This is a genomic window from Streptomyces sp. NPDC049541, assembly GCF_044465725.1.
Classification (GTDB): Bacteria; Actinomycetota; Actinomycetes; order Streptomycetales; family Streptomycetaceae; genus Streptomyces.
In genome coordinates, this window is record NZ_JBITLY010000008.1 from 57,289 (window position 1) to 78,695 (window position 21,407).

20 protein-coding genes and 1 pseudogene are annotated in these 21,407 nt (G+C 71.5%); 6 read left to right on the plus strand and 15 right to left on the minus strand.

Annotated elements, in window-relative coordinates:
* Nucleotides 1–35: 35 nt before the first annotated feature.
* On the minus strand, nucleotides 36–1,538 hold the full coding sequence (locus ACIBW9_RS28480) for a PLP-dependent aminotransferase family protein (protein ID WP_398960159.1): 1,503 nt from the start codon (nucleotides 1,536–1,538) through the stop codon (nucleotides 36–38).
* On the opposite strand from ACIBW9_RS28480, the gene ACIBW9_RS28485 reads away from it, so the two are divergent.
* Together ACIBW9_RS28485 and ACIBW9_RS28490 are read left to right on the plus strand one after the other, a co-directional pair.
* Nucleotides 1,507–2,457 carry a DMT family transporter gene (locus ACIBW9_RS28485; RefSeq protein WP_398959817.1) on the plus strand — a complete coding sequence of 317 codons (951 nt, stop codon included), beginning with the start codon at nucleotides 1,507–1,509 and terminating at the stop codon, nucleotides 2,455–2,457. The genes ACIBW9_RS28480 and ACIBW9_RS28485 overlap by 32 nt on opposite strands.
* Nucleotides 2,458–2,552: 95 nt before the next feature.
* Nucleotides 2,553–2,747: a DUF1918 domain-containing protein gene (locus tag ACIBW9_RS28490; protein ID WP_099927555.1), complete on the plus strand. Its 195-nt coding sequence runs from the start codon at nucleotides 2,553–2,555 to the stop codon at nucleotides 2,745–2,747.
* 19 nt (nucleotides 2,748–2,766) lie between these two features.
* Here the strand turns inward: ACIBW9_RS28490 and ACIBW9_RS28495 are convergent, their stop codons facing one another.
* Nucleotides 2,767–4,026, minus strand: a complete 1,260-nt coding sequence (locus ACIBW9_RS28495; protein ID WP_398959819.1) for a glycoside hydrolase family 10 protein — start codon at nucleotides 4,024–4,026, stop codon at nucleotides 2,767–2,769.
* A 185-nt stretch (nucleotides 4,027–4,211) separates the two neighbouring features.
* Here ACIBW9_RS28495 and ACIBW9_RS28500 point away from each other — a divergent pair, with 185 nt between their 5' ends.
* Together ACIBW9_RS28500 and ACIBW9_RS28505 are read left to right on the plus strand one after the other, a co-directional pair.
* Nucleotides 4,212–5,087 (plus strand): 3-hydroxybutyryl-CoA dehydrogenase, encoded by an 876-nt coding sequence (locus tag ACIBW9_RS28500; protein ID WP_398959821.1) that lies wholly within the window; start codon nucleotides 4,212–4,214, stop codon nucleotides 5,085–5,087.
* 223 nt (nucleotides 5,088–5,310) lie between these two features.
* Entirely contained in the window at nucleotides 5,311–5,568 is a 258-nt protein-coding gene (locus ACIBW9_RS28505) for a hypothetical protein (RefSeq protein ID WP_344405644.1), read from the plus strand.
* Between the two features lie 105 nt (nucleotides 5,569–5,673).
* Here ACIBW9_RS28505 and ACIBW9_RS28510 read toward each other — a convergent pair whose 3' ends face one another.
* From ACIBW9_RS28510 to infC, 10 genes and pseudogenes are all read right to left on the minus strand, one after another.
* A complete protein-coding gene (locus tag ACIBW9_RS28510) occupies nucleotides 5,674–6,213 on the minus strand; it encodes an NUDIX hydrolase (RefSeq protein ID WP_398959824.1) in 540 nt (179 codons plus the stop codon).
* Between the two features lie 74 nt (nucleotides 6,214–6,287).
* The gene (locus ACIBW9_RS28515) at nucleotides 6,288–7,628 is read right to left on the minus strand and encodes a transcriptional regulator (RefSeq protein ID WP_398959826.1); all 1,341 of its coding nucleotides are present in this window, start codon (nucleotides 7,626–7,628) and stop codon (nucleotides 6,288–6,290) included.
* A gap of 346 nt (nucleotides 7,629–7,974) precedes the next feature.
* A complete protein-coding gene (locus ACIBW9_RS28520; RefSeq protein ID WP_398959828.1) occupies nucleotides 7,975–9,048 on the minus strand; it encodes a PP2C family protein-serine/threonine phosphatase in 1,074 nt (357 codons plus the stop codon).
* 274 nt (nucleotides 9,049–9,322) lie between these two features.
* On the minus strand, nucleotides 9,323–11,836 hold the full coding sequence (gene pheT / locus ACIBW9_RS28525; protein WP_398959830.1) for a phenylalanine--tRNA ligase subunit beta: 2,514 nt from the start codon (nucleotides 11,834–11,836) through the stop codon (nucleotides 9,323–9,325).
* On the minus strand, nucleotides 11,836–12,981 hold the full coding sequence (gene pheS / locus ACIBW9_RS28530; RefSeq protein WP_398959832.1) for a phenylalanine--tRNA ligase subunit alpha: 1,146 nt from the start codon (nucleotides 12,979–12,981) through the stop codon (nucleotides 11,836–11,838). The genes pheT and pheS overlap by 1 nt, the downstream gene beginning before the upstream one ends.
* A 149-nt stretch (nucleotides 12,982–13,130) precedes the next feature.
* Entirely contained in the window at nucleotides 13,131–14,276 is a 1,146-nt protein-coding gene (locus ACIBW9_RS28535) for an ATP-binding protein (protein WP_398959834.1), read from the minus strand.
* Between the two features lie 55 nt (nucleotides 14,277–14,331).
* Complete coding sequence (locus ACIBW9_RS28540; protein ID WP_398959836.1) at nucleotides 14,332–15,180, minus strand: TrmH family RNA methyltransferase; 849 nt, start codon at nucleotides 15,178–15,180, stop codon at nucleotides 14,332–14,334.
* A gap of 98 nt (nucleotides 15,181–15,278) precedes the next feature.
* Nucleotides 15,279–15,662: a 50S ribosomal protein L20 gene (rplT, locus tag ACIBW9_RS28545; RefSeq protein WP_004933571.1), complete on the minus strand. Its 384-nt coding sequence runs from the start codon at nucleotides 15,660–15,662 to the stop codon at nucleotides 15,279–15,281.
* A gap of 111 nt (nucleotides 15,663–15,773) precedes the next feature.
* Nucleotides 15,774–15,968, minus strand: a complete 195-nt coding sequence (rpmI, locus tag ACIBW9_RS28550; protein WP_004933563.1) for a 50S ribosomal protein L35 — start codon at nucleotides 15,966–15,968, stop codon at nucleotides 15,774–15,776.
* A gap of 111 nt (nucleotides 15,969–16,079) precedes the next feature.
* Nucleotides 16,080–16,761, minus strand: a pseudogene (gene infC / locus ACIBW9_RS28555) (translation initiation factor IF-3).
* A 336-nt stretch (nucleotides 16,762–17,097) separates the two neighbouring features.
* Between infC and ACIBW9_RS28560 the strand changes: the two are divergent.
* Complete coding sequence (locus ACIBW9_RS28560; RefSeq protein ID WP_266953624.1) at nucleotides 17,098–17,466, plus strand: DUF1844 domain-containing protein; 369 nt, start codon at nucleotides 17,098–17,100, stop codon at nucleotides 17,464–17,466.
* 4 nt (nucleotides 17,467–17,470) lie between these two features.
* Here the strand turns inward: ACIBW9_RS28560 and ACIBW9_RS28565 are convergent, their stop codons facing one another.
* Nucleotides 17,471–18,199 (minus strand): SseB family protein, encoded by a 729-nt coding sequence (locus ACIBW9_RS28565; protein ID WP_398959841.1) that lies wholly within the window; start codon nucleotides 18,197–18,199, stop codon nucleotides 17,471–17,473.
* Nucleotides 18,200–18,359: 160 nt separating this feature from the next.
* On the opposite strand from ACIBW9_RS28565, the gene ACIBW9_RS28570 reads away from it, so the two are divergent.
* Entirely contained in the window at nucleotides 18,360–19,343 is a 984-nt protein-coding gene (locus ACIBW9_RS28570; protein ID WP_398959843.1) for a serine hydrolase, read from the plus strand.
* 13 nt (nucleotides 19,344–19,356) lie between these two features.
* Here ACIBW9_RS28570 and mycP read toward each other — a convergent pair whose 3' ends face one another.
* Nucleotides 19,357–20,523, minus strand: a complete 1,167-nt coding sequence (gene mycP, locus ACIBW9_RS28575; protein WP_398959845.1) for a type VII secretion-associated serine protease mycosin — start codon at nucleotides 20,521–20,523, stop codon at nucleotides 19,357–19,359.
* A complete protein-coding gene (locus ACIBW9_RS28580) occupies nucleotides 20,520–21,335 on the minus strand; it encodes a hypothetical protein (RefSeq protein ID WP_398959847.1) in 816 nt (271 codons plus the stop codon). The genes mycP and ACIBW9_RS28580 overlap by 4 nt, the downstream gene beginning before the upstream one ends.
* Nucleotides 21,336–21,407 lie beyond the last annotated feature (72 nt).

Here is a 21,407-nt window from a genome sequence, read left to right on the forward strand (position 1 = left end):
GACAAGCCACGACGTCGCCGCAGCCGAAGGATGCCCTATCCCGGCACACACACCTCGTCGCAAGCCACCCGCAACCGCCGCACCCCCTCCAAGATCTCCCCCGCACCCGCGACCGCGGCAAAGCTCAACCGGACGTGCGCCGCCGAGGACTCCGCACTGAAGTACGGACGGCCGGGTGTGATCGCCACGCCCGCCCGCAGCGCCGCCGCCGTGAGGGCGGATTCTCCCCCAGAGCCGAAAGCCTGGGAGGTGCCCCCAGTGCCGTCGGGCAGCCGCAGCCACAGGTGGTAGCCACCCGAGGGGATGTGCGGGAGGGACAGTTCGGGGAGTTCCAGCCGCAGCGCCGTCGTCATGGCGTCACGGCGGGCCTTCAGCTCCGCCGAGATCGCCCGCAGATGACGCGGCCACGCGGGCGAGCCCACGAGTTCGAGCGCCGCTTCCTGCAGCGGCCGGGGCACGAAGAAGGTGTCGACGACCTGGATGGCACGCAGCCGCTCCAGGACCGGCCCGTGGGCGGCCAGCGCGCTCACCCGGAAGCTGGGCGAGGTCGCCTTGGTGAGCGAGCAGACGTGGACGACGACTCCGTCGGGGTCGTCGGCGGCCAGCGGACTCGGCAGCGGCCCCGCGTCCTCGTGCACCAGCCGTCGTACGAAGTCGTCCTCGACGACGAACGCACCGGCCTCACGGGCGATCCGCAGCACCTCCCCGCGCCGCTCGGGTGCGAGCACGGCGCCGGTGGGGTTCTGGAACAGCGGCTGGCAGACGAAGACCCGCGCGCCGGTGGCCCGGAACGCGTCCGCGAGCAGCGCGGGCCGGACCCCGTCCGCGTCCACCGGGACCGGCACCGGCCGCAGGCCCGCCGCCCGCGCGATCGCCAGCATTCCGGGATACGTGGGCGATTCGACGAGCACCGGCGCACCGGGCGGGGCGAGCGCGCGCAGTGCGGTGGTCAGCGCGGACTGGCCGCCCGCGGCGATCAGTACTCCGGCGGCGGTGACCTGGCCGCCGATGCTCCGCGCGAACCACTCGCGCAGCTCCGGCAGCCCCTCCATCGGCGGCCGCCCCCAGGCACCGGGGCGACGGCCCGCCCGGGACAGGGCCGCCGCCATCGCCCGCTCCGGCTGCAGGGACGGGTGCAGATAGCCGCCGTTGAACTCGACGACTCCGGGCGGCGGGGCGGCGAGGGAGACCGTGACCCCGGAGGCGTCCACGGAGCGCGGTACGAGATCGGCTGCGCCGTCCGCGCTGAGGGCGACCTCCTGCCAGGAGGTGTCACCGGAGGGCGCGGCCCCGCCGCGCGGCTCGGCACGGAAGGCTCCGGCACCCGGCCGGGTCACCACCAGCCCCTCGGCGGCCAGTTGCCCGAGGGCACGCGAGACGGTCACCGGACTGACCCGGTACCGCTCGACGAGAGACCGGCTGGACGGGAGCTTTCCACCGGGAGAGTAGCGGTCCAGTTCCCGCCGCAGCTGCTTCACCAGTTCACCGACACTGCTACGCTCATGCATGAGAGCACAGAGTAGCGCTACTACCTTCAGCCGGATAGCGGTCGGCAGCGAGACCCGGCCGACCGCCGCGGGCACCACGGTGACCGCGGCGAACCATCGCGCCGGCACCCTCCTGGCCGCCCTCGGCGTGGTCGCCTTCTCCCTCACCTTCCCCGCCACCGCCTGGGGCCTGGAGGGCTTCGGGCCCTGGTCCCTGGTGGCCGTGCGCAGCGTTCTCGCGGCGCTGATCGCGGGGGCCTGTCTGCTGGGCCTGCGCGTGCCGCTGCCCGGCCGAGGGCATCTGGCGGGCCTGGCCGTCGTCGCCGCCGGGGTCGTCGTCGGCTTCCCGCTGCTGACCACGCTGGCCCTGCAGACGTCGACCACCGCGCACGCCGCCGTCGTGGTCGGCCTGCTCCCGCTCACGACCGCCCTGTTCTCCGCGCTGCGCATGGGCAGCCGCCCCTCCCGCACCTTCTGGACGGCGGCCCTGGTGGGCGCGGCCGCGGTCGTCGCCTTCACGGTGCAGCAGAGCGGCGGCGCGCTGACCACCGCGGACCTGTATCTGTTCGGCGCACTGCTGGTGTGCGCGGCCGGCTACACCGAGGGCGGCCGGCTGGCCCGGGTCATGCCGGGCTGGCAGGTCATCGGCTGGGCGCTGGTGCTGTGCCTGCCGCTGACCGTGCCGGCGGCCGCGCTGGCGCTGTCGTACGAGCCCGTACGGCTGAGTGCGCACAGCGTGGCCGGGCTGCTGTGGGTGGCGGTGGGCTCGCAGTTCCTGGGCCTGGTGGTGTGGTACCGGGGGATGGCGGCGATCGGCATTCCCAAGGCCAGCCAGTTGCAGTTGGCCCAACCCCTGCTCACACTGGTGTGGTCGGTGCTGCTGCTGGGCGAGCACCTGACGGTGGCCGCCCCGCTGACGGCCGCGGCGGTGCTGGTGTGCATCGCCGTCACGCAGCGGGCGCGGGGCTGAGCGGCGCGGGTACGCGCCGGTTCCAACCGTGGCCCCGCGCCGTAGACTCAAGGCCACGGACCGCTGCTCCCGCACCTGGTGAGGAGGCCCTACAGATGCGTGCAACCGTGGGCGACCAGCTTGTCCAGCACGGCAGGGTGGTAGGCCAACACGACAAGGTCGGCGAGATCGTCGAAGTACTGGGCCAGGAGGGCAACCCTCCGTACCGGGTCCGCTTCGAGGACGGGCACACGGGCATCTGCTCACCGGGCCCGGACACCGAGATCCGCCACAGGGAAATCCAACACTGAGCGCCCCGCCGGGCGCTGATCAACGCGGGGGTCTCGCCGGCCGCTGGTAGTGGTCGGCGACCACCCGTGCCATCGCGCCGATCCGGTCCGTCGCCACGTCCTTGGCGGCGAAGAAGATGTGTCCGCGCACCTGTGGATAGTTCTTGGCCAGGGTGAGGTGGCGGGAGAGTTCGGCGACGTCCTGCCAGGCCGCGGACTGGGCCGGGTCGCCGGCCTTGTACAGGGCCTCCCCCACGTAGACCTGGGTCCCGGTGCCACGCGCGACCTCCGACCACCAGGGCAGCAGCTTGGCGTAGTCGGCGGCGGCGAAGCCGATGTTCCAGTAGACCTGCGGGGCGATGTAGTCGATCCAGTTCTCCCGCACCCATTTGCGGGTGTCCGCGTGCAGGTCGTCGTACGTCTGCACGCCCGCCCGGGTGTCGGAGCCACGGGCGTCGGTGGCGGCGTTGCGCCACACCGCGAACGGGCTGATGCCGAAGCGCGTACCCGGCCGCACCTGCTTGATCCGCGTGGCGATCCCGGACACCAGCGTGTCGATGTTGTTGCGGCGCCAGGCGTCCCGGTCCGGGAAGGCCTTGCCGTGGCGGGCGTAGGCCGCGTCGTCGTCGAAGGTCTGGCCGGTCACGGGGTACGGGTAGAAGTAGTCGTCGAAGTGGACGGCGTCCACCGGGTACTTCCGCACCGCGTCGAGCATCGCGTTCTGCACGAAGGCACGGACCTTCGGCAGCCCCGGGTTGTAGTAGAGCTTCCCGCCGTACGGGACCACCCACTCCGGGTGTTTGCGCGCGGGGTGGGTGGCGACCAGCTTCGTCACGTCGGTGTGGTTGGCGATGCGGTACGGGTTGAACCAGGCGTGCAGTTCCAGACCGCGGGCGTGGGCCTCGGTCACCGCCGTGCCCAGCGGGTCCCAGCCCGGGTCCTGGCCCTGGGTGCCGGTGAGGACCTGCGACCAGGGCTCGTACGGGGAGGGCCACAGCGCGTCGGCCGTCGGGCGCACCTGGAACATCACGGCGTTGAGGCGGTCGTGCACGGCGCGGTCCAGGACGGCGACCAGCTCGGCCCGCTGTTCGGCCGCGGTCAGCCCCGGCTTGGAGGGCCAGTCCCGGTTGGCGACGGTCGCCACCCAGACGCCCCGCATCTCCCGGACGGGCCGCCGACGCTCGGAGTCGCCGCCCGCCATCGCGGCACTCGCCGCCACCGCACCGCCCCCCGCCACGAGAGCCGACAGGGCCGCCGCTGCGAACGCCCGCCGCGACAGCCGAGACCTACGGTGCAGCATTCCCGTACCTCCATGCGCCGATGTGGGTGACCGGGGGAGATTCTCGACCCGGGCCGCGTCCCGCGTCAGGCTGCCACGCGGACCCGAACGATCGATCAACGATCGCCGGAGGTAACGTGCAGGTTTGGAGCAGGCACCGAACCACCGGGGCGCTGCCGCATTCGTAGATCAGCGAAGGGGTCGATGTGACGGACTTCCCAACGGGAGACATCTCTCGCGTCGGAGTGGTCGGCTGTGGCCAGATGGGAGCGGGCATCGCCGAGGTGTGCGCCCGGGCCGGTCTGGACGTCAAGGTCGCCGAGACCACCGGGGAGGCCCTGGAGATCGGCCGGACCCGGCTCTTCAGCTCCCTGGGCAAGGCCGCCGAGCGCGGCAAGATCACCGAGCAGGAGCGGGAGGAGACGCAGGCGCGGCTGAGCTTCACCACCGACCTGGGCGAGTTCGCCGACCGCGATCTGGTGATCGAGGCCGTCGTGGAGAACGAGCAGGTGAAGACGGAGATCTTCCAGGTGCTCGACCAGGTGGTGACCCGCCCGGACGCCATCCTGGCCTCCAACACCTCCTCCATCCCGCTGGTGAAGCTGGCGGTGGCCACCTCCCGCCCCGACCACGTGGTCGGCATCCACTTCTTCAACCCGGCCCCGGTGCAGCAGCTGGTCGAGCTGATCCCGGCGCTCACCACCTCCGAGGGCACGCTCGGCCGGGCCCAGCTGTTCGCGGAGAAGGTCCTCGGCAAGCACGCGATCCGTGCTCAGGACCGCTCCGGCTTCGTGGTCAACGCGCTGCTCGTGCCGTATCTGCTGTCCGCCATCCGCATGTTCGAGTCGGGCATCGCGGGCCGCGAGGACATCGACAACGGCATGGAGATGGGCTGCGCCCACCCGATGGGCCCGCTGAAGCTGTCGGACCTGATCGGCCTGGACACCATCGTGTCCATCGCCAACTCGATGTACGCCGAGTACAAGGAGCCCCTGTACGCCGCTCCCCCGCTGCTCCAGCGCATGGTCGACGCGGGCAGGCTCGGCCGGAAGACCGGCTCGGGCTTCTACACCTACGGCTGAGCTCGACCGGCCTTTGCACAGTGCCCCTTCCAGGGTGCTGGTTACACAGTGCGACCAACACGGGCCCGGCACTCTTCGGAGTGCCGGGCCCGTGCCATTCACACACCGTGTGCGCGCCGGGCCCGCATATGCCCGTCGCACACGCTCCCCACGCATCCACCAGGCGAGTTGACTCTGCATGCGCAATGCAAGGGATGTGACGACTACGGAAAGGAGCGGACCCGTGACCGCCGACCCGGAGCATCCCGTGGTCCATGGAGAACTCGCAGAGTTACGCCGCCGCCTCGATGTCGCCTACGCGCGCGTCGAGGGAGGGCTGGCCCTGCTCAACCATCGCACCGAGGAGACACACAAGGAAGTCGACGATCTCAGCGCACGGATCATCGCCCTGGAGCACGCCCGCTGGCCGCTGCCCGCGGTCGCGGCGCTGACGGCAGTGGGCGCGCTCGTCGTGACGGTATGGCAAGCCCTGGGCCGCTGAGACGGGGCTGGGGCAGCGCCCCGAAGGGGCGCGGGGAACTGCGCGACCAGCCACGACGGACCCGCAGGCGATCGGCAACGCGCTGCGGCGCTACCAGCGGAGCGCCTACGCGTCCTGCCCGAGCCTGAGGTGGTGCAGGAGCAGTAACGCGGCCGCCATGTTGGCGGCCGGGACCTCGCCGCGGGCGACCATGTCGGGGACGAGTTTGAGGGGGACCCATTCCCGGCGGTCCGACTCGAAGTCGTCCACGGGATGTCCGACGTACTCGCCCTCGCCGGCCCAGTAGATGTGATGCCGGGCGTCGGTGAGGCCGTTGGACGGCTCGACGCTCATGAGGTGCTGCAGCGGTCCCGGTCGCCAGCCGGTCTCTTCCTCGAGTTCCCTGGCGGCCGCGACGGCGATGTCCTCGCCGTCCTCGACCACACCCGCAGCGAGTTCCCACCCCCAGCTGTCGGTGATGAAGCGGTGGCGCCACAGGAGGAGGACTTCATTGGCCTCGTTCACCACCGTGGCCACGGCGACGGGCCGCAGCCGTATCAGAAAGTGGTCCAGGTGCCGCCCGTCCGGCAGTTCCACATCTGCCAGGTTGACGGTGAACCAGCGGTTTTCATACACAGTTTGTTCGTTCTGTTTCGTCCACTGCACGGTTCTGCCACCTTCCGTCGAGTAAGTGGCAATATCGCAGCAGGGACTGTAAGTGTCGGCGCTCAGGAACCTGCCTACAGCGGTACGCGCAGTGCCCCGTCGATGAGTTCGGCGGCTTCGGCGGTGCCCGCACAGCCGCTGCGGACCAGGTACTCGCGTACCGCGCGGAGTCTGTCGCGCAGCCGCTGGGACTCCATTCCGCGGGCCTGTTCGGCCATCTGCACCGCGGTGGCCACCGCCTTGTCGGCATTGCCCTGGCGCAGTTCGATCGTGGAGAGCATGGCCAGCCGGTGCACCCGGCCACGGTCGTGCGCGGGGTTGTCGACGGCCGCCGCGGCATGCTCGCCCGCGGCCACGAGTTCGCCGAGGCTGAGCAGCGCCTCCGCCACCTGGACGTTGACAAGACCTGGCTGGACATAGCCGGTTTCGTCGGGTTCGTACCCGCGCCGGATGCGTTCGGCGGCCAGCTCGGCACGCCGGATGCAGGACAGGGCGCTCGTGCCGTCGCCGAGGTGTGCGTACGCCTTGGCCTGCATCGCGTACAGATCGGAGGCGAGGGCGGGGGTGATGTGCTTGCCGGCGGCGCGCAGCGCGGCCTCCGCGAAGGCGACCGCCTGGCGGTACTCCCGCATGAACAGCGCCTGGTTGACCAGCAGTGCGATCACATAGGCGCCGAGACCCCGGTCCCCGCTGGCCTTCGCCAGCCTGAGCGCCTGGTGGAAGTAGCGCTGGGCGAGCCCGTGCGCATCGGAGTCGTAAGCGCAGATGCCGGCGATGGCCACCAGACCGCCCGTGGCCCGGTGCAGTTGGCGCCCGGTGGCGTCGGTGTAGCTGCCGCGCAGCAGCGGGGCGGCCTCGGCGTTGAGGAAGCCGACGATCCGGGTGCGGGTCGCGATGCCGCCCGCCTTGCGGTACATCTGCTCGTAGTGGGTGCGGGCCGCGCGCAGCATCTCCAGGTCGCCGGGGGTGACCCGGTGCCGGCCGCCGCGGGAGACATCCACGTCCTCGGGCGGGTTCTCCCATTCCCACACCGGCATCACGGCGGGGGTGCCGGTGACCGCGGGCGCGCCCAGGATGTGCGGGCGCTGCTGCTCGTCGGAGCGCCACAGCGCGGTGGCCCGCTCGACGAAGCCGGACAGCGAGGTGCCGTGCGGGGTGGAGGGCTCGCCGGGCACCCCGAGGCCGATGTCGTCGAGGGTGACCGGGCGGTGCAGCCGTCCCGCGAGCACCTCGCAGATCAGGTCGGGCACCTGCCCTCGGGGCCGCTGCCCCTTCAACCACCGTGCCACGGCGGTGTGTTCGTACCGGAGCGCGAGGCCGCGCGCCCGCCCCGCCTGATTGACGTGTGCCGCCAGCCCCGCATGCGAGATCCCGGCCTCGTCCAGGATCGCGTCGAGCAGAGTGTTGGGCTGCATAGGTGCCCCCCGGATCGCTCGGTGCCGTCAGCGTAGTGCGAACGGCTTCACACGGGGTGTGAACGGAGTGCTCGAATCCGCAGCGTACGCGCACTGTTGCGGAGAGTTTCCAGCCGGTTGACTGAAATGCCTCGCAAGAGGCCGGCCGGGCCGCCGGCTCCCCCTCGTACAGTGCGGCGGCCCGCTTCCGCGCCGTCCGCCCAGCTGCCTGCCCGACACTCCGTGGCGGGGCGGACGGTGCGCCGGCGCTGCGCTTGCAAGCGCCGGACGACCAGGCGCCGTGGCGTGCAGGGTGTGTTGTCGGCTGTGGGTGCGTTGTGGCTTGTCGCGCAGTTCCCCGCGCCCCTTAGAAGCGGCGGGGTACCCGGTGGCCGACCGGTTCCCCAGCAGGGCGTACAGCATGGCGGCGGTCGTTGCGCAGGACCAGCAGCGCTACGTCGTCGGTTGGTCTTCCCCCTGCGTGGCGCAGCAGTCTGGTGAAGACGGCGCGCAGTACCGACTGCGGGGAGACCGGGCCGGCGCCCACCGCCTCGGCGAGCGCGGCCGGCAGCGGAAAGAACCGGCCACGTCCGTCACGGGCGTCCTCGACACCGTCCGTGTGCAGGAACAGCGCCTCGCCCGGCAGCAGCCGGCCGCACGGCAGGGCGGACAGCTCGGCGGGCAACGGGAACGGCCCGAGGGGAGGGAGCGGTTCGGCCCGGGTCAGCAGTTCGGCCCGGGCCGGACCCAGCAGATACGGCCAGGGGTGCCCGCAGTTGAGGACGCGCACCTCACCGTCCCGCTGGATCTCCAGCAGCAGTACGGTGACGAATTCCTCGGCGACCGGGTTGTCCGGCTCCGCTCCGGCCGAGGGATGCTCGGCGCGGGCCCGCTCCCGCAGATGCCGGGCCAGCGCCCGCTCCAGCCGCCGCAGCACACTGCCGAGTTCGGCCTCGTCGTGCACGGCCTCGCGGAAGCTGCCGAGCACGGCGGCGACCGTACCGATGGCGGAGAGTCCGTGCCCGCGCACATCGCCCATCACGACCCGCACACCGTGCTCGGTGGCGATGACCTCGTACAGATCGCCTCCGACGGCCGCACAGCGGTCCGCGGACAGCTGGGCGGCGGCGATGTTCAGCCCGTCGATCCGCGGCGGCAGCGGCCGCAGCAGCACACTCTGCGCGGCCCCCGCGACCTGCCGCACCTCTCTGAGCTCGCGGAGCATCACATGCCGGACGTGGAGTATCAGCCCGGTCCCGACCGCGAAGAAGACGGCACTGCTACCGATGCGCGCCCCCAGCCCGTTCTGCTGGGCGAGCGGACAGGCCAGCTTGTACGTGATCGCCATGGCGCCCCACACCGCGGGCAGCCCCAGCGCGAGCACCCGGCGCAACGGCAGCCGCCCCGCCCCGCGGGGAACACCAGCCTTGATGCGGATCATGCCGATTGGCCCCCCACTCAGGCCCCGAAGCACAGACGGACCGACCTCGAAAGGCCGGTCCGATTCTGTCCACGGCATGGCCGGACAGGGCCAGATCACCCGAAGTTGCCACCCAAACGAGTGACAACTTCCAGGCCATCCGCATTTATGCAGGTGGGGAGCATATTCACCAGGCGGGGAGAGCGCCCCTTAAGGGGCGCGGGAAACTGCGCGACAAGCCAGAGAAGACCCGCAGCCGCTGACGAAGCAACAGCTCCCCGCCCCTTGGGCGAACTCAGCCCCGAAGAACCGCTCCCGCCCGCTCGCCCGCGAGGGCAACCGCTGCGTCGCGCGCCGCGGAGGCCTCGTCAACGGTCAGAGTCCGGTCGGGCGCCCGGAACCGCAGCGCATACGCCAGCGACTTCTTCCCCTCACCCAACTGCTCGGCGTTCTCGTACACGTCGAACAGCCGGATCGCCTCCAGGAGCTCACCCGCCCCGTCCCGCAGCGCAGCTTCAACGTCGGCGTGCGGCACGAACTTGTCGACGACCAGGGCGACATCCTGCGTGGCCACCGGGAACGTGGAGATGCCCGGCGCCTGCGGGGTGTGGTTGCCGACCTGCTCCAGCACATCCAGGTCGATCTCCATCGCGCTGGTGCGCTCGGGCAGCCCGAGGGCCTTCACGACCCGCGGGTGCAGCTCACCCGCGTGCCCGACGACCGTCTCCGTACCGTCGACGACGACCAGGAGCTCGGCGCAGCGGCCCGGGTGCCACGGACCGTACTGACCCTTGCGGACGATCAGTTCGGCTCCGGCTTCCCGCGCGGCGACGCGCCCCGCCTCGACCGCGTCGGCCCAGTCCGCCGGACGGCCCTTGCCCCACCAGCCGGCCTGCTCACGGGCGCCCGCGAGGACGACGGCGACATGGCGCGGCTGCTCGGGCAGCGCGGCGTTCAGTTCGGCGATCTCCTCGTCGGTGGGGCGCCGGTCGACGGGCAGGGCGACGGCGGTCTTCTGCTCCTCACGCGGGAGGAACACCAGCCCGGTCTCGAACAGAGCGAGGTCGTGCGAGCCGCGGCCGTTGTTGCGCCGCAGGGCGCCGAGGAGGCCCGGCAGCAGCGACGTGCGCAGCGCGGGCTCCTCGTCGCTGAGCGGGTTGGTGAGCTTGACGACGCGGCGGTTCGGGTCGTCGGCGTCCAGCAGCAGCTGGTCGAAGACCTGCTCGCTGACGAAGGGGTAGTTGGGCGCCTCGACATAGCCCGTCCCGGCCAGCGCGCGGCCGACCCGGCGGTGCAGCCGCTGCCGGTGGGTGAGGCCGCGGCCCGAGGGGAGCTTGGGCAGCGTGGAGGGCAGGTTCTCGTAGCCCTCCAGGCGGATGACCTCCTCCGCGATGTCGTTGACCTCGAGGAGGTCGGGCCGCCAGGACGGCACGGTGACGATCAGCTCGTCCTGCCCGTACACGTCGCAGCCGATCTCCTGCAGCCGCCGTACGACGGTCTCGCGGCCGTAGTCGACGCCGGCCACCTTGTCCGGGTGGTTGGCCGGGACGGTGATGGTGTGCGGGGCGGACGGCGTGATGACCTCGGTGACGCCGGCCTCGGCGGTGCCGCCCGCGAGCAGCACCAGCAGGTCGACCGTGCGCTGTGCGGCGGCGGCCGCGGCCTCGGGGTCGACGCCGCGCTCGAAACGGCGGGACGCCTCGGAGGACAGCTTGTGGCGGCGGGCCGTGCGCGCGATGGAGACCGCGTCGAAGTGGGCGGCCTCGATCACGACGTCGCTCGTGGACTTCTCGGTGTCGTCGTGGTCGGCGATCTCCGTGTTGGCGCCGCCCATGACGCCCGCGAGACCGATGGCGCCGCGCTCGTCGGTGATGACGAGGTCCTCGGCGTCCAGGGTGCGGGTGACTCCGTCGAGCGTGACGAGCTTCTCGCCCTGCTCGGCGCGGCGCACGCCGATGGTGCCCTGGACCAGCGAGCGGTCGTAGGCGTGCAGCGGCTGGCCGAGCTCCATCATCACGTAGTTGGTGACGTCGACGGCGAGCGAGACCGGGCGCATGCCGACTTTCTGGAGCCGGCGCTGCAGCCAGATCGGGGAGCGTGCCTCGGGGCTGAGCCCGGTGACCGTGCGCGCGGTGAAGCGGTCGCAGCCGAGCGGGTCGGAGACCTGTACCGGGTAGCCGAACGCGTTCGGGCCGGGTACGTCGATCAGGGCCGGGTCGCGCAGCGGCAGGCCGTAGGCGATGGCGGTCTCGCGGGCGACGCCGCGGATGGACAGGCAGTCGCCGCGGTTGGCGGTGACGGCGATGTCCAGGACCTCGTCGACCAGCTCGAGCAGCTCGATGGCGTCCTTGCCGACCTCGGCCTCCGGCGGCAGCACGATGATGCCGTGCGTGCCGTCGTCGCCCATGCCCAGCTCGTCGCTGGAGCAGATCATGCCGTGGGACGTCTTGCCGTAGGTCTTGCGCGCGGAGATCGAGAAGCCGCCGGGCAGGGTGGCGCCCGGGAGCACGACGACGACCTTGTCGCCGACGGCGAAGTTGCGGGCGCCGCAGACGATCTCCTGGGGCTCGCCGGTGCCGTTGGCCTGGCCGACGTCGACGGTGCAGAAGCGGATCGGCTTCTTGAACTCCGTCAGCTCCTCGATGGTCAGCACCTTGCCGACCACGAGCGGGCCCTTGAGGTCGGCGCCGAGGTGCTCGACGGTCTCGACCTCGAGCCCCGCCGAGACGAGCTTCTCCTGGACGTCACGGCCGGTTTCCGTCGCCGGCAGGTCGACGTACTCCCGCAGCCAAGAAAGCGGGACCCGCATCAGATCTCCATCCCGAACGGCCGGGTGAACCGGACGTCACCCTCGACCATGTCTCGCATGTCCTCGACGTTGTGGCGGAACATCAGCATCCGCTCGATGCCGAACCCGAAGGCGAAGCCGCTGTACTTCTCCGGGTCGACGCCGCAGGCGGTGAGCACCCGCGGGTTGACCATGCCGCAGCCGCCGAGCTCGATCCAGCCTTCGGAGGAGCAGGTGCGACAGGGGCGGTCGGGGTTGCCGACGGACTCGCCGCGGCAGACGTAGCACACCATGTCCATCTCGGCGGACGGCTCGGTGAACGGGAAGAAGTTCGGCCGCAGCCGCGTCTTCATGCCCTCGCCGAACAGGGACTGGACCATGTGGTCCAGGGTGCCCTTGAGGTCGGCCATGGTCAGGCCCTCGTCCACGGCGAGCAGCTCGACCTGGTGGAAGACGGGGGTGTGCGTGGCGTCCAGCTCGTCGGTGCGGTACACCCGGCCCGGGCAGATCACGTAGACCGGCAGCTCACGGCTGAGCAGCGAGCGGATCTGGACCGGCGAGGTGTGGGTGCGCAGCACCACACCGGACTCGGTGCCGCCCTTGCCCGCGGCGGAGCCGCTATGGGACGCAGTCTCGACGAAGAAGGTGTCGTGCTCACCGCGGGCCGGGTGGTCCGGGCCGATGTTGAGCGCGTCGAAGTTGAACCACTCGGCCTCGATCTCGGGGCCCTCGGCGACCTCGTAGCCCATGGCCACGAAGACGTCCTCGATGCGCTCCGAGAGGGTGGTCAGGGGGTGGCGGGCGCCGGCCGGTACGCGGTCGTACGGCAGCGTGACGTCCACCGACTCCTCGACCAGCACGCGCGCGTCCCGCTCGGCCTCCAGCTCGGCCTGGCGGCCGGCGAGCGCCTTGTTGACGGCGCCGCGGGCCTGGCCGACCAGCTTTCCGGCGGCGGCCTTGGCGTGCGGGGGCAGGGCGCCGATCTCGCGGTTGGCGAGGGCCAGCGGGGAGGTGCCCCCGGTGTGGGCGACCTTGGCCTCCTGGAGCGCGTCGAGGGAGTCCGCGGCAGCGAAGGCGGCGAGCGCCTCGTCCCGCATGCGCTCGATCTCTTCCGGTTTCAACGCCTCGACCTCTACAGGGTCGTACGACTTATTCGGTGCCGACATCTCTTCCCGTGCTTCCGATTGGCTGGCTGAAGGTCCCCGTCACCGACTCACACAGAGGTCAGAGGGCCGTCCATGGGACACAAAGGTGCCAAAGGCCGAGTCTAACGGGGTGGAGGTGTACGAATGCGCCCGTGGCCGCTCTCCGGCTCTCAGGTGAGATACGCCGGGGCCGCCACGGGCAACGTAAATCGGAACTCGGCGCCGCCCTGGGGGCCGCGGCCGACCGTGATCGTGCCGCCGTGGGCCTCGACGATGCCCTTGACGATGTAGAGCCCGAGGCCCGTGCCACCGCGCTTGCTGCCCCGCCAGAAGCGGGTGAAGACGCGGTTCATGGACTCCTCCGGGATGCCGGGCCCCTCGTCGCTCACGGTGACCGACGTGGCTGCTGCTTCATGGCCTTCGTCCTCGCGGGGGGACTCCGTGGCCGTGATGTCAATCGTGACGGTTCCCTCGCCGTGCCGCACCGCATTTTCCAGCAGGTTGCTCAGCACCTGGTCGATCTTGTCGGGATCGGCCCACAGCGAGGGCAGCGGCTGCTCGATCCTGAGCAGGAACCGGTCGGCGGGCTGCCCGGCGGCGACGTACGCCTGGATGTGCCGCCCCACGGCCGCCCCGATGTCGACGGGCTGGCGCCGCACCTCAAGGCGCCCGCTGTCGATCCGGGAGATGTCCAGCAGCTCGGCGATGAGCCGGGTGACCCGGTCGGCGTCGGCGTCGACGGTCTCCAGCATCAGCCGCTTCTGGTCGTCGGTGAAGCGTTCCCACTTGGCGAGGAGCGTGGCGGTGAAGCCCTTCACGGAGGTCAGGGGCGAGCGGAGTTCATGGGCCACGGTCGCTATCAGCTCCGCGTGACTGCGCTCGGTGCGGCGGCGGGCCTCGGTGTCGCGCAGCGAGACGACGACACGGCGGACCGGGCCTGCGGGTTCACCGCGGACGTACCGGGCCGACACGAGGACCTCGCGTCCCCCGGGAAGCAGCAGATTCCGCTCGGGCTGCCGCCGGCGAATGGCGAGCCCGCCGTACGGGTCGGTCAGCTGCCACCAGCGCCGACCCTCCAGGTCCTCTAACGGCAGCGCCTTCTCCAGCCGCTGCCCGAGGGCGTCCCGGGCCGGGACGGCGGTGATGCGCTCGGCGGCGGCGTTGAAGCAGATGACATGGCCGTGCTCGTCGGCGACGACCAGGCCGTCGGGCAGGTCGTCGGGGTCGATGCCGAGCTCGGCGAGATCGCCGTGCCGGGGCGCGGGCGCGCGCCGCGCGTCCCGTGATCCCCGTGCCCTGCTCGTGCCGACACTCATTCCCCGCAACCCCACCCTTCAGACGGCGCAGGTGGCCCCCGAGCTGGTCACCCTACTAGGCCCCGGTGACAGAGCGGCACCCTGTGGAGGCGCGCTGTGCACGGGCCGACGCATACAGACATACGGCGGCCGCGGTGGCGAGGTTCAGGCTCTCGGCCTTCCCGTGGATCGGCACGCGCACCACGGCGTCCGCGAGTGCACGGGTCTCCTCCGGAAGCCCCCACGCCTCGTTCCCGAACACCCATGCGGTCGGCCCGCCCATGGTGCCCTTGTCGAGTTCGTCGTCCAGGTCGTCGGTCCCGGCCCCGTCGGCGGCGAGGATCCGCACCCCGGCCCGCCTGAGCCCCTCGACCGCCTCCTGGACGGGGACGCCGACGGCGACGGGCAGATGGAACAGCGAGCCCACGGAGGCCCGTACGGCCTTGGGGTTGTAGAGGTCGACGGACGCGTCGGTCAGTACGACGGCCTCGGCGCCGGCGGCATCGGCGCACCGCAGCACGGTCCCGGCGTTCCCCGGGTCGCGCACGTTCGCGAGTACGGCCACCAGCTTCGGCTCGGCGGCCAGGATCTCCTCGAAGGGCGTGTCGATGAACCGGCAGATCCCGACGAGCCCCTGCGGGGTGACGGTGGTCGAGATGTCGGCGATCACGTCGTCAGCAGCGAGATGCACCCGGGCGCCGGTGGCTCGTGCCTCGCCGATGATGTCGGCGTACCGCTCGGCGGCCTCGACCGTCGCGAACAGCTCGACCAACGTGTCCCCGTAGGCCGCCGCCTCCCGCACAGCCTGCGGCCCCTCGGCCAGGAACAGCCGCTCCTTGCTCCGGAAGTTCCGCTTGGCGAGCCGCCGGGCGGCGGAGACGCGGGGGGAACGGGGGGAGATCAGCTCGGGGCTGGCGGAGGGCATGGGGCTCACTTTCGGAAAACTACACAACAGGACCCGCAAGCCCGGAGGCCTGCGGGTCCCTCATGTCACGTCGGCTCAAGCCAGCGCAGCGAGAAGCGTCACGCGGCCTTCGGCGCGTTGACGTCCGCCGGCAGGGCCTTCTGCGCAACCTCGACCAGCGCGGCGAACGCGGTGGCGTCGTTGACGGCCAGCTCGGCCAGGATCTTGCGGTCGACCTCGACGTTCGCGGCCTTCAGACCCTGGATGAAGCGGTTGTACGTGATGCCGTTGGCGCGGGCAGCGGCGTTGATGCGCTGGATCCACAGCTGGCGGAAGTCACCCTTGCGCTTCTTGCGGTCGTTGTAGTTGTAGACCAGCGAGTGGGTGACCTGCTCCTTGGCCTTGCGGTACAGGCGCGAACGCTGACCGCGGTAGCCGGAGGCCTGCTCGAGGATCGCCCGGCGCTTCTTGTGGGCGTTGACTGCCCGCTTGACGCGTGCCACTTGTTAACTCCTTGTAGCGGGGCCGTGGTTGGACTCACACGGCCCGGAAACGATTGGGTCCCGGTCCAGACGTACGGCGCTCGGCGATCGAACGATCAGGCGCCGCTCACGTCACTTGCCGAGAAGCTTCTTGATCTTCGCGGCGTCGCCCGGGGCCATCTCGGCGTTGCCGGTCAGGCGACGCGTCACGCGGGACGACTTGTGCTCGAGCAGGTGGCGCTTGCCGGCGCGCTCACGGAGCACCTTGCCGGAGCCGGTGACCTTGAAGCGCTTGCTGGCACCGCTGTGCGACTTGTTCTTCGGCATAGCGCCGTTCTCTCCTCGTCGGTGGCGCTCCGGTGCCCGGTCACGAAAACCGGGCACGGTGGAGCGTCGTTCGTGTTTCGGTTACATCCTGGGGACCTGCGTCCCCCGGGATCACGCCTCGGCGGAAGCCTCGGCAGGGGCCTCGGTCTCCACGGCGTTCTCGGAGTCCGCGGCGTTCTGCGACTTGCCGGGGTTGGCCTTCGCTTCTGCCTTGCGGGCTTCCTGCGCCTGGCGGGCCTCGGCCATCGCCTCGGTCTTCTTCTTGTGCGGACCGAGGACCATGATCATGTTTCGGCCGTCCTGCTTCGGGTTCGACTCGACGAAACCGAGGTCCTGGACGTCCTCCGCGAGACGCTGCAGCAGTCGGTAGCCGAGCTCCGGCCGGGACTGCTCGCGACCACGGAACATGATCGTGATCTTGACCTTGTCGCCCTGCTTGAGGAACCGGACGACGTGACCCTTCTTGGTGTCATAGTCGTGCGGGTCGATCTTCGGCCGGAGCTTCATCTCCTTGATGACCGTGTGCGCCTGGTTCTTGCGCGCCTCACGGGCCTTCATGGCCGACTCGTACTTGAACTTCCCGTAGTCCATGAGCTTGCACACGGGCGGACGGGCGTTCGCCGCGACCTCGACCAGGTCCAGGTCGTACTCCTGCGCAAGCTCCAGTGCCTTGGCCAGCGGGACAATGCCCACCTGCTCGCCACTGGGACCGACAAGTCGCACCTCGGGAACGCGAATCCGGTCGTTGATGCGGGGCTCGGCGCTGATGGATCCTCCTCGGTTAGCACCACACGGCGGTCTGGCGGACAGCCGCGTATGTCTCTTTCGTTAGACCTAACCGCGCCGAAGCATGAAAAATGCCCCGGACGATCACAGGCGGGGCTCCAAAGCACTACCGGAGCACCGCCGCGATGACGCGGGGCGCGCTTTCGGGCGACTCCATCGTCCGTACGGAACGATGGTGGCCGCCTGACCGGGGTGACCCGCCGTCCCGGGGGACGGTCGGGTGGGAGATCGGAGCCTCCACTTGTGGGCCGGACACGCGAGCGTCCAGCCGGTCGTCACACAAGGTTAGCAGCAACCCGGGGGTGGTGCTAACCGGCCTGCACCGGGCCCTATCGTGTGGGGCATGAGTGACACCCCTCCTGAGTCTTCCGAGTCCCCCGCCGACTTCGACGCCATGACCCGCGACATCGCCGAGGTCCCCGCCGTCGAGGTGATCGTGACGGTCGCCGTCAACCTGATGAGCGCCGCCGCGGTGAAGCTCGGTCTGACCGAGGAGGGCGACAAGTACAAGGACCTGGACGAGGCCCGCAAGCTGGTGACCGCGCTGGCCGGTCTGCTGGACGCGAGCGCGACCGAGATCAGCTCCTTCCACGCGGCGCCGTTGCGCGACGGCCTGAAGTCGCTGCAGCTGGCGTTCCGCGAGGCCTCGCTGGTGCCGGACGAGCCCGGCCAGGGCCCGGGCGAGAAGTACACGGGCCCCGTCTACGGCTAGTCGATCACCGTACGTACAAGGGCTCGCCAGGCGCCGTCGCCCCGGCCGGCAGCAGTGCCAGGTCGAGGCCACGCACCAGGCGGGCCCTCAGTGTTTCGTCGGCGGCGAGGCGCTCGGCGACAGCGCGGGCGGCTTCGGCGGGTGCGGCGGACTCGTCCAGTACGAGGGCGAGGGTGCCGTCGGCCTGGCCGGGCCCGAGGTGGGCGCGCAGCACGGCGGGCTCGGCGGCGACCGCGGTGCGTACCGCCTCCCGTACGGCCGGGTCGGCCAGCGGGTCGGCCGTCGTACGTCCCTCCGCGAGCGCGAGCAGCGCGGAGCCCGTCAGTTCGAAGGGCACAGGTCCGGCCAGGTCCAGTACCACCGTGTCCGCGTTCTCGTGCGCGGCGGCCTGCAGCGCCTGGTGCAGGGGTACGGCGACGGGGCGGGCCGCCGGGTCCCAGCGGGCCAGGGAGTCGGTGGAGGTGAAGGCCGGCAGGGCGGTGCGGGAGCCGGCCTTGAGGGTCGGTACGGCCATGTCGCTGGTCTTCTCGCGGCGCAGACCGTTCTCGTCCTCCTCGACCTCGCCGAGGACGGCCACCACGGGGACGAGCAGCCGGGCGCCCCTGAGCGCCTCCAGGACGGGGCCCACGGCGGTGCGGTCCTCGGCCCAGGCGGTGAGCGCGGCGGCCAGCCGGGGGTCGGCGGTGCCGTCGTCGTCGGAGAAGCCGGAGTCGGGAATGTTCTTGTTCGCCACGGTCACCGACCCTATCGGGCGGATATCGGGGGGATGCTGCTGGGCTTGTGCGGCCCCGGAAACCGCCGGTTCACAGGGTTCACGGCTTTCTCAGATTTCCCTGACGCACATCTAACGTCCGTCTAACGGGGCGCACAGTCGCCGCCCCCAGCATCGCGGGATGGAGTCCCCCAGAGCCCGTCGCAGCCGCCGCGCCCGTCCGTCCAGGGCGCGCACCGTGCTCCACACCGCCTTCGCCGTCGTGGTCGTCGTCGGGGGTACGGCCGCGGGGACCGTGTATGTGAAGGCCCGGGCGCACTCCGGTGCGGGCCCCGTATCGTCGTCGGCGACGGCGTCGGCCTCCCCCTCGGCCACGGCGGACGGGGAGGATGCGGTGGAACCTGTGGCGGAGCCGGCGGTGGACCACGACGCGTTGCTGGCCGCGGCCGTTGAGTCGGTGCCCGTCGAGGACGGCGCCGAGGTGTCGGTGGCGGTGCTGGACCTGGACTCGGGCGAGAGCGCCTCGTACGGGGACGGCTCGTTCGACACGGCGAGCATCGTCAAGGTCGACATTCTGGCGGCGCTGCTGCTCCAGGCGCAGGACACGGACCGGCACCTCACGGCGAGCGAGAAGTCGTACGCCGCCACGATGATCGAGAACAGCGACAACACCGCCGCCTCCGAGCTGTGGCGGACCATCGGCAGGGCGGAGGGTCTCGACGCGGCCAACAAGCGGCTCGGGCTCACGGACACCGAGGGCGGCGACGGCATGCTGTGGGGGCTGACGCAGACCACGTCCGCCGATCAGCTCACGCTGCTGCAGCAGGTGTTCGGGGACGACTCGAAGCTGAGCGATGCCTCGCAGACGTATCTGCGGGGGCTGATGGGACGGATCGAGACCGACCAGCAGTGGGGTGTGTCGGCGGCGGCCGACGGCTCCGCGTGGGCGCTGAAGAACGGCTGGCTGCCGCGCAGCACCACCGGGCTGTGGGACATCAACAGCATCGGGCGGGTGACGGTCGACGGCCGCGACTACCTGGTGGCCGTGCTGTCCAAGGGCAACTCGACGCAGGCGAAGGGGATTTCGCTGGTCGAGTCGGCGGCGAAGGCGGCGGTCTCGGCGCTCGCTGCGTCCGCCTCGCCCTCCGCGTCCGTCCCGGAGTGACGGGCCGGCGGGCTCAGAAGCCGTCGAAGCGTCGGCGGCGGCCGCGCCACAGGACGCCGGCCGCGACGAGAAGGACCCCGCCGAGGCTGCCCGCGAGCGGGGCCGCCCAGTCGCTGGTGCCGCCACCGGACTTGGACTCGTCGGGTCCTGGGCCGAAGTACTTCTCGCCGTACGACACCGCCTGCAGGCGCTTGGGCTTGAGGCGACCGGCGGCCTTGATCGCGGCGACCGGGTCGATCAGGCCGAAGCCGCGGGAGTCGTCGCGGCCACCGGCCGGAGGGTTGCGGGCGGTGGCCTCGAGGAGCTGCTTGATCTGGGCGGGGGTCAGCCCGGGGTGGGCGGCCTTGATCAGGGCGACCGCGCCCGAGACGAATGCCGAGGCGGCGCTGGTCCCCCAGCCCTCGTAGTACTTGTGGTCGGGGTCGGCGATGACGATCTTGTCGCCGGGGGCGCTGACGGTGGCGTACCAGCGGCGGGTGGAGAACGAGGCGCGGACGCCGAAGCGGTCGACGGCGGTGGCGGCGATGACGCCCGGGTAGGCAGCCGGGTAGGAGACGTGGTCGCCCTTGTCGCCGCCGTTGCCGGCCGAGGCGACGACGGTCACGTTCTTCTTCAGGGCGTACTGGACGGCCTCGTCCTCGGCGGGTTCGGGGTGGGCGGAGGCGGAGTCGTCGCCGAGGGAGAGGTTGATGACGTCGGCGCCGTGGTCGGTGGCCCAGCGGATGCCTTCCGCGAGGGCGTTGCCGCGGGTGGAGCGGGCCTTGCCGCGGGCGGTGTCGCCGTCTTCGAGGATGACCCGCACCGGCAGGATCTTCGCCTCGGGGGCGACGCCCATGACGCCGTCGGCGTCGCCGGGGCCGTGTCCGTGCCCGGCGATGATGCCGGCCATGGCCGTGCCGTGCCGGGCCCAGGCCCGGTCGCCCTGCTTGGCCCCGAAGCCGATCATGTCCTGTGCGGGCAGGACGTTGCCGACGAGGTCGGGGTGGTCGGCCTCGACGCCGGTGTCGAGGACGGCGACGGTGATGCCCCTGCCCTTGGTGATCTGCCAGGCCTGCTGGGTGTGCAGGGCGTCGAGGGCCCACTGCTGGGCGCGTATGCCGTCGGCGTGCGCGACGGTGGACGGCACCAGGGCGAGGGAGGCGGCGAGCAGGACGCTCAGCGCTGCGGTGCGACGCGTCACGAGGGGTTCTCCGTGGGCGAGGTGACGTCTTTGCGCAGGGCCCGTTCGATGCGGTCGGCGAGGCCCTGGGCCTCGTTGCCCAGGCCTGCCTGGGCGGGGGCCGCGGTGGCGCCGGCCTCGGTGGCCTGCTCGGCCGGGACCGGGGTGTCGACGGTGCGGCCGTCGGCCCAGCCGGAGACGGCGTAGACGACGACGGGGGCGTCGGTGAGGACGGAGACGGTCCAGGAGGCGCGCTGCTTGTTTCCGAAGCGGGCGGCGGCCGTGTTCTTCGCGGCGTAGGGGCGGGGCATGAGGTCGGTGCGGGTGCCGAGGCCCTGGCTCTGGAAGCGTTTGGCGAGGGAGTTCATGGATGCGGGGTCGGCCTCGGTGAACAGGAGGCCGACGGTGGTGACGAAGCTCTGGGTGGCGTCGGTGTAGGTGGCGCGGAGCAGCCTCTGGCAGCCGACCGGTGCGAGGGCCTTCTGCAGCACCGGGTCGAAGGCGTCCTTGCAGCCGCTGTCCGGTGCGACGGCGATGCGGGTCCAGGTCCGGTCGGCGCCGCCGGGCCCGGCGCCCGTGCCCTGCACGGTGCGCGGGAACAGCCGGTCCACGGGCACGTTGTGCCACAGGTCCCCGGCCGCGGCGAACGTGTCCTGCCCGCCGTCGTCCCCAGGGCCTCCGACCAGCCAACTCCCGGTCACGGCCCCGCCGATGAGGCCGAGCCCGAGCACGACACAGGCGGCGACGGCGACGGTACGCGAACGCACCCGTCCCCCGAGCGGCCGCGGCCGGACCCGCTCGTCGTACCCCTCGGGCTCCCCGAACGACACCACGGGCCGCCCGCCCCCGAGTCCCCCACCGGGCACCCCCGGAGCACTCCAGGAAAGCGCCGGGTCGGGCCCCAG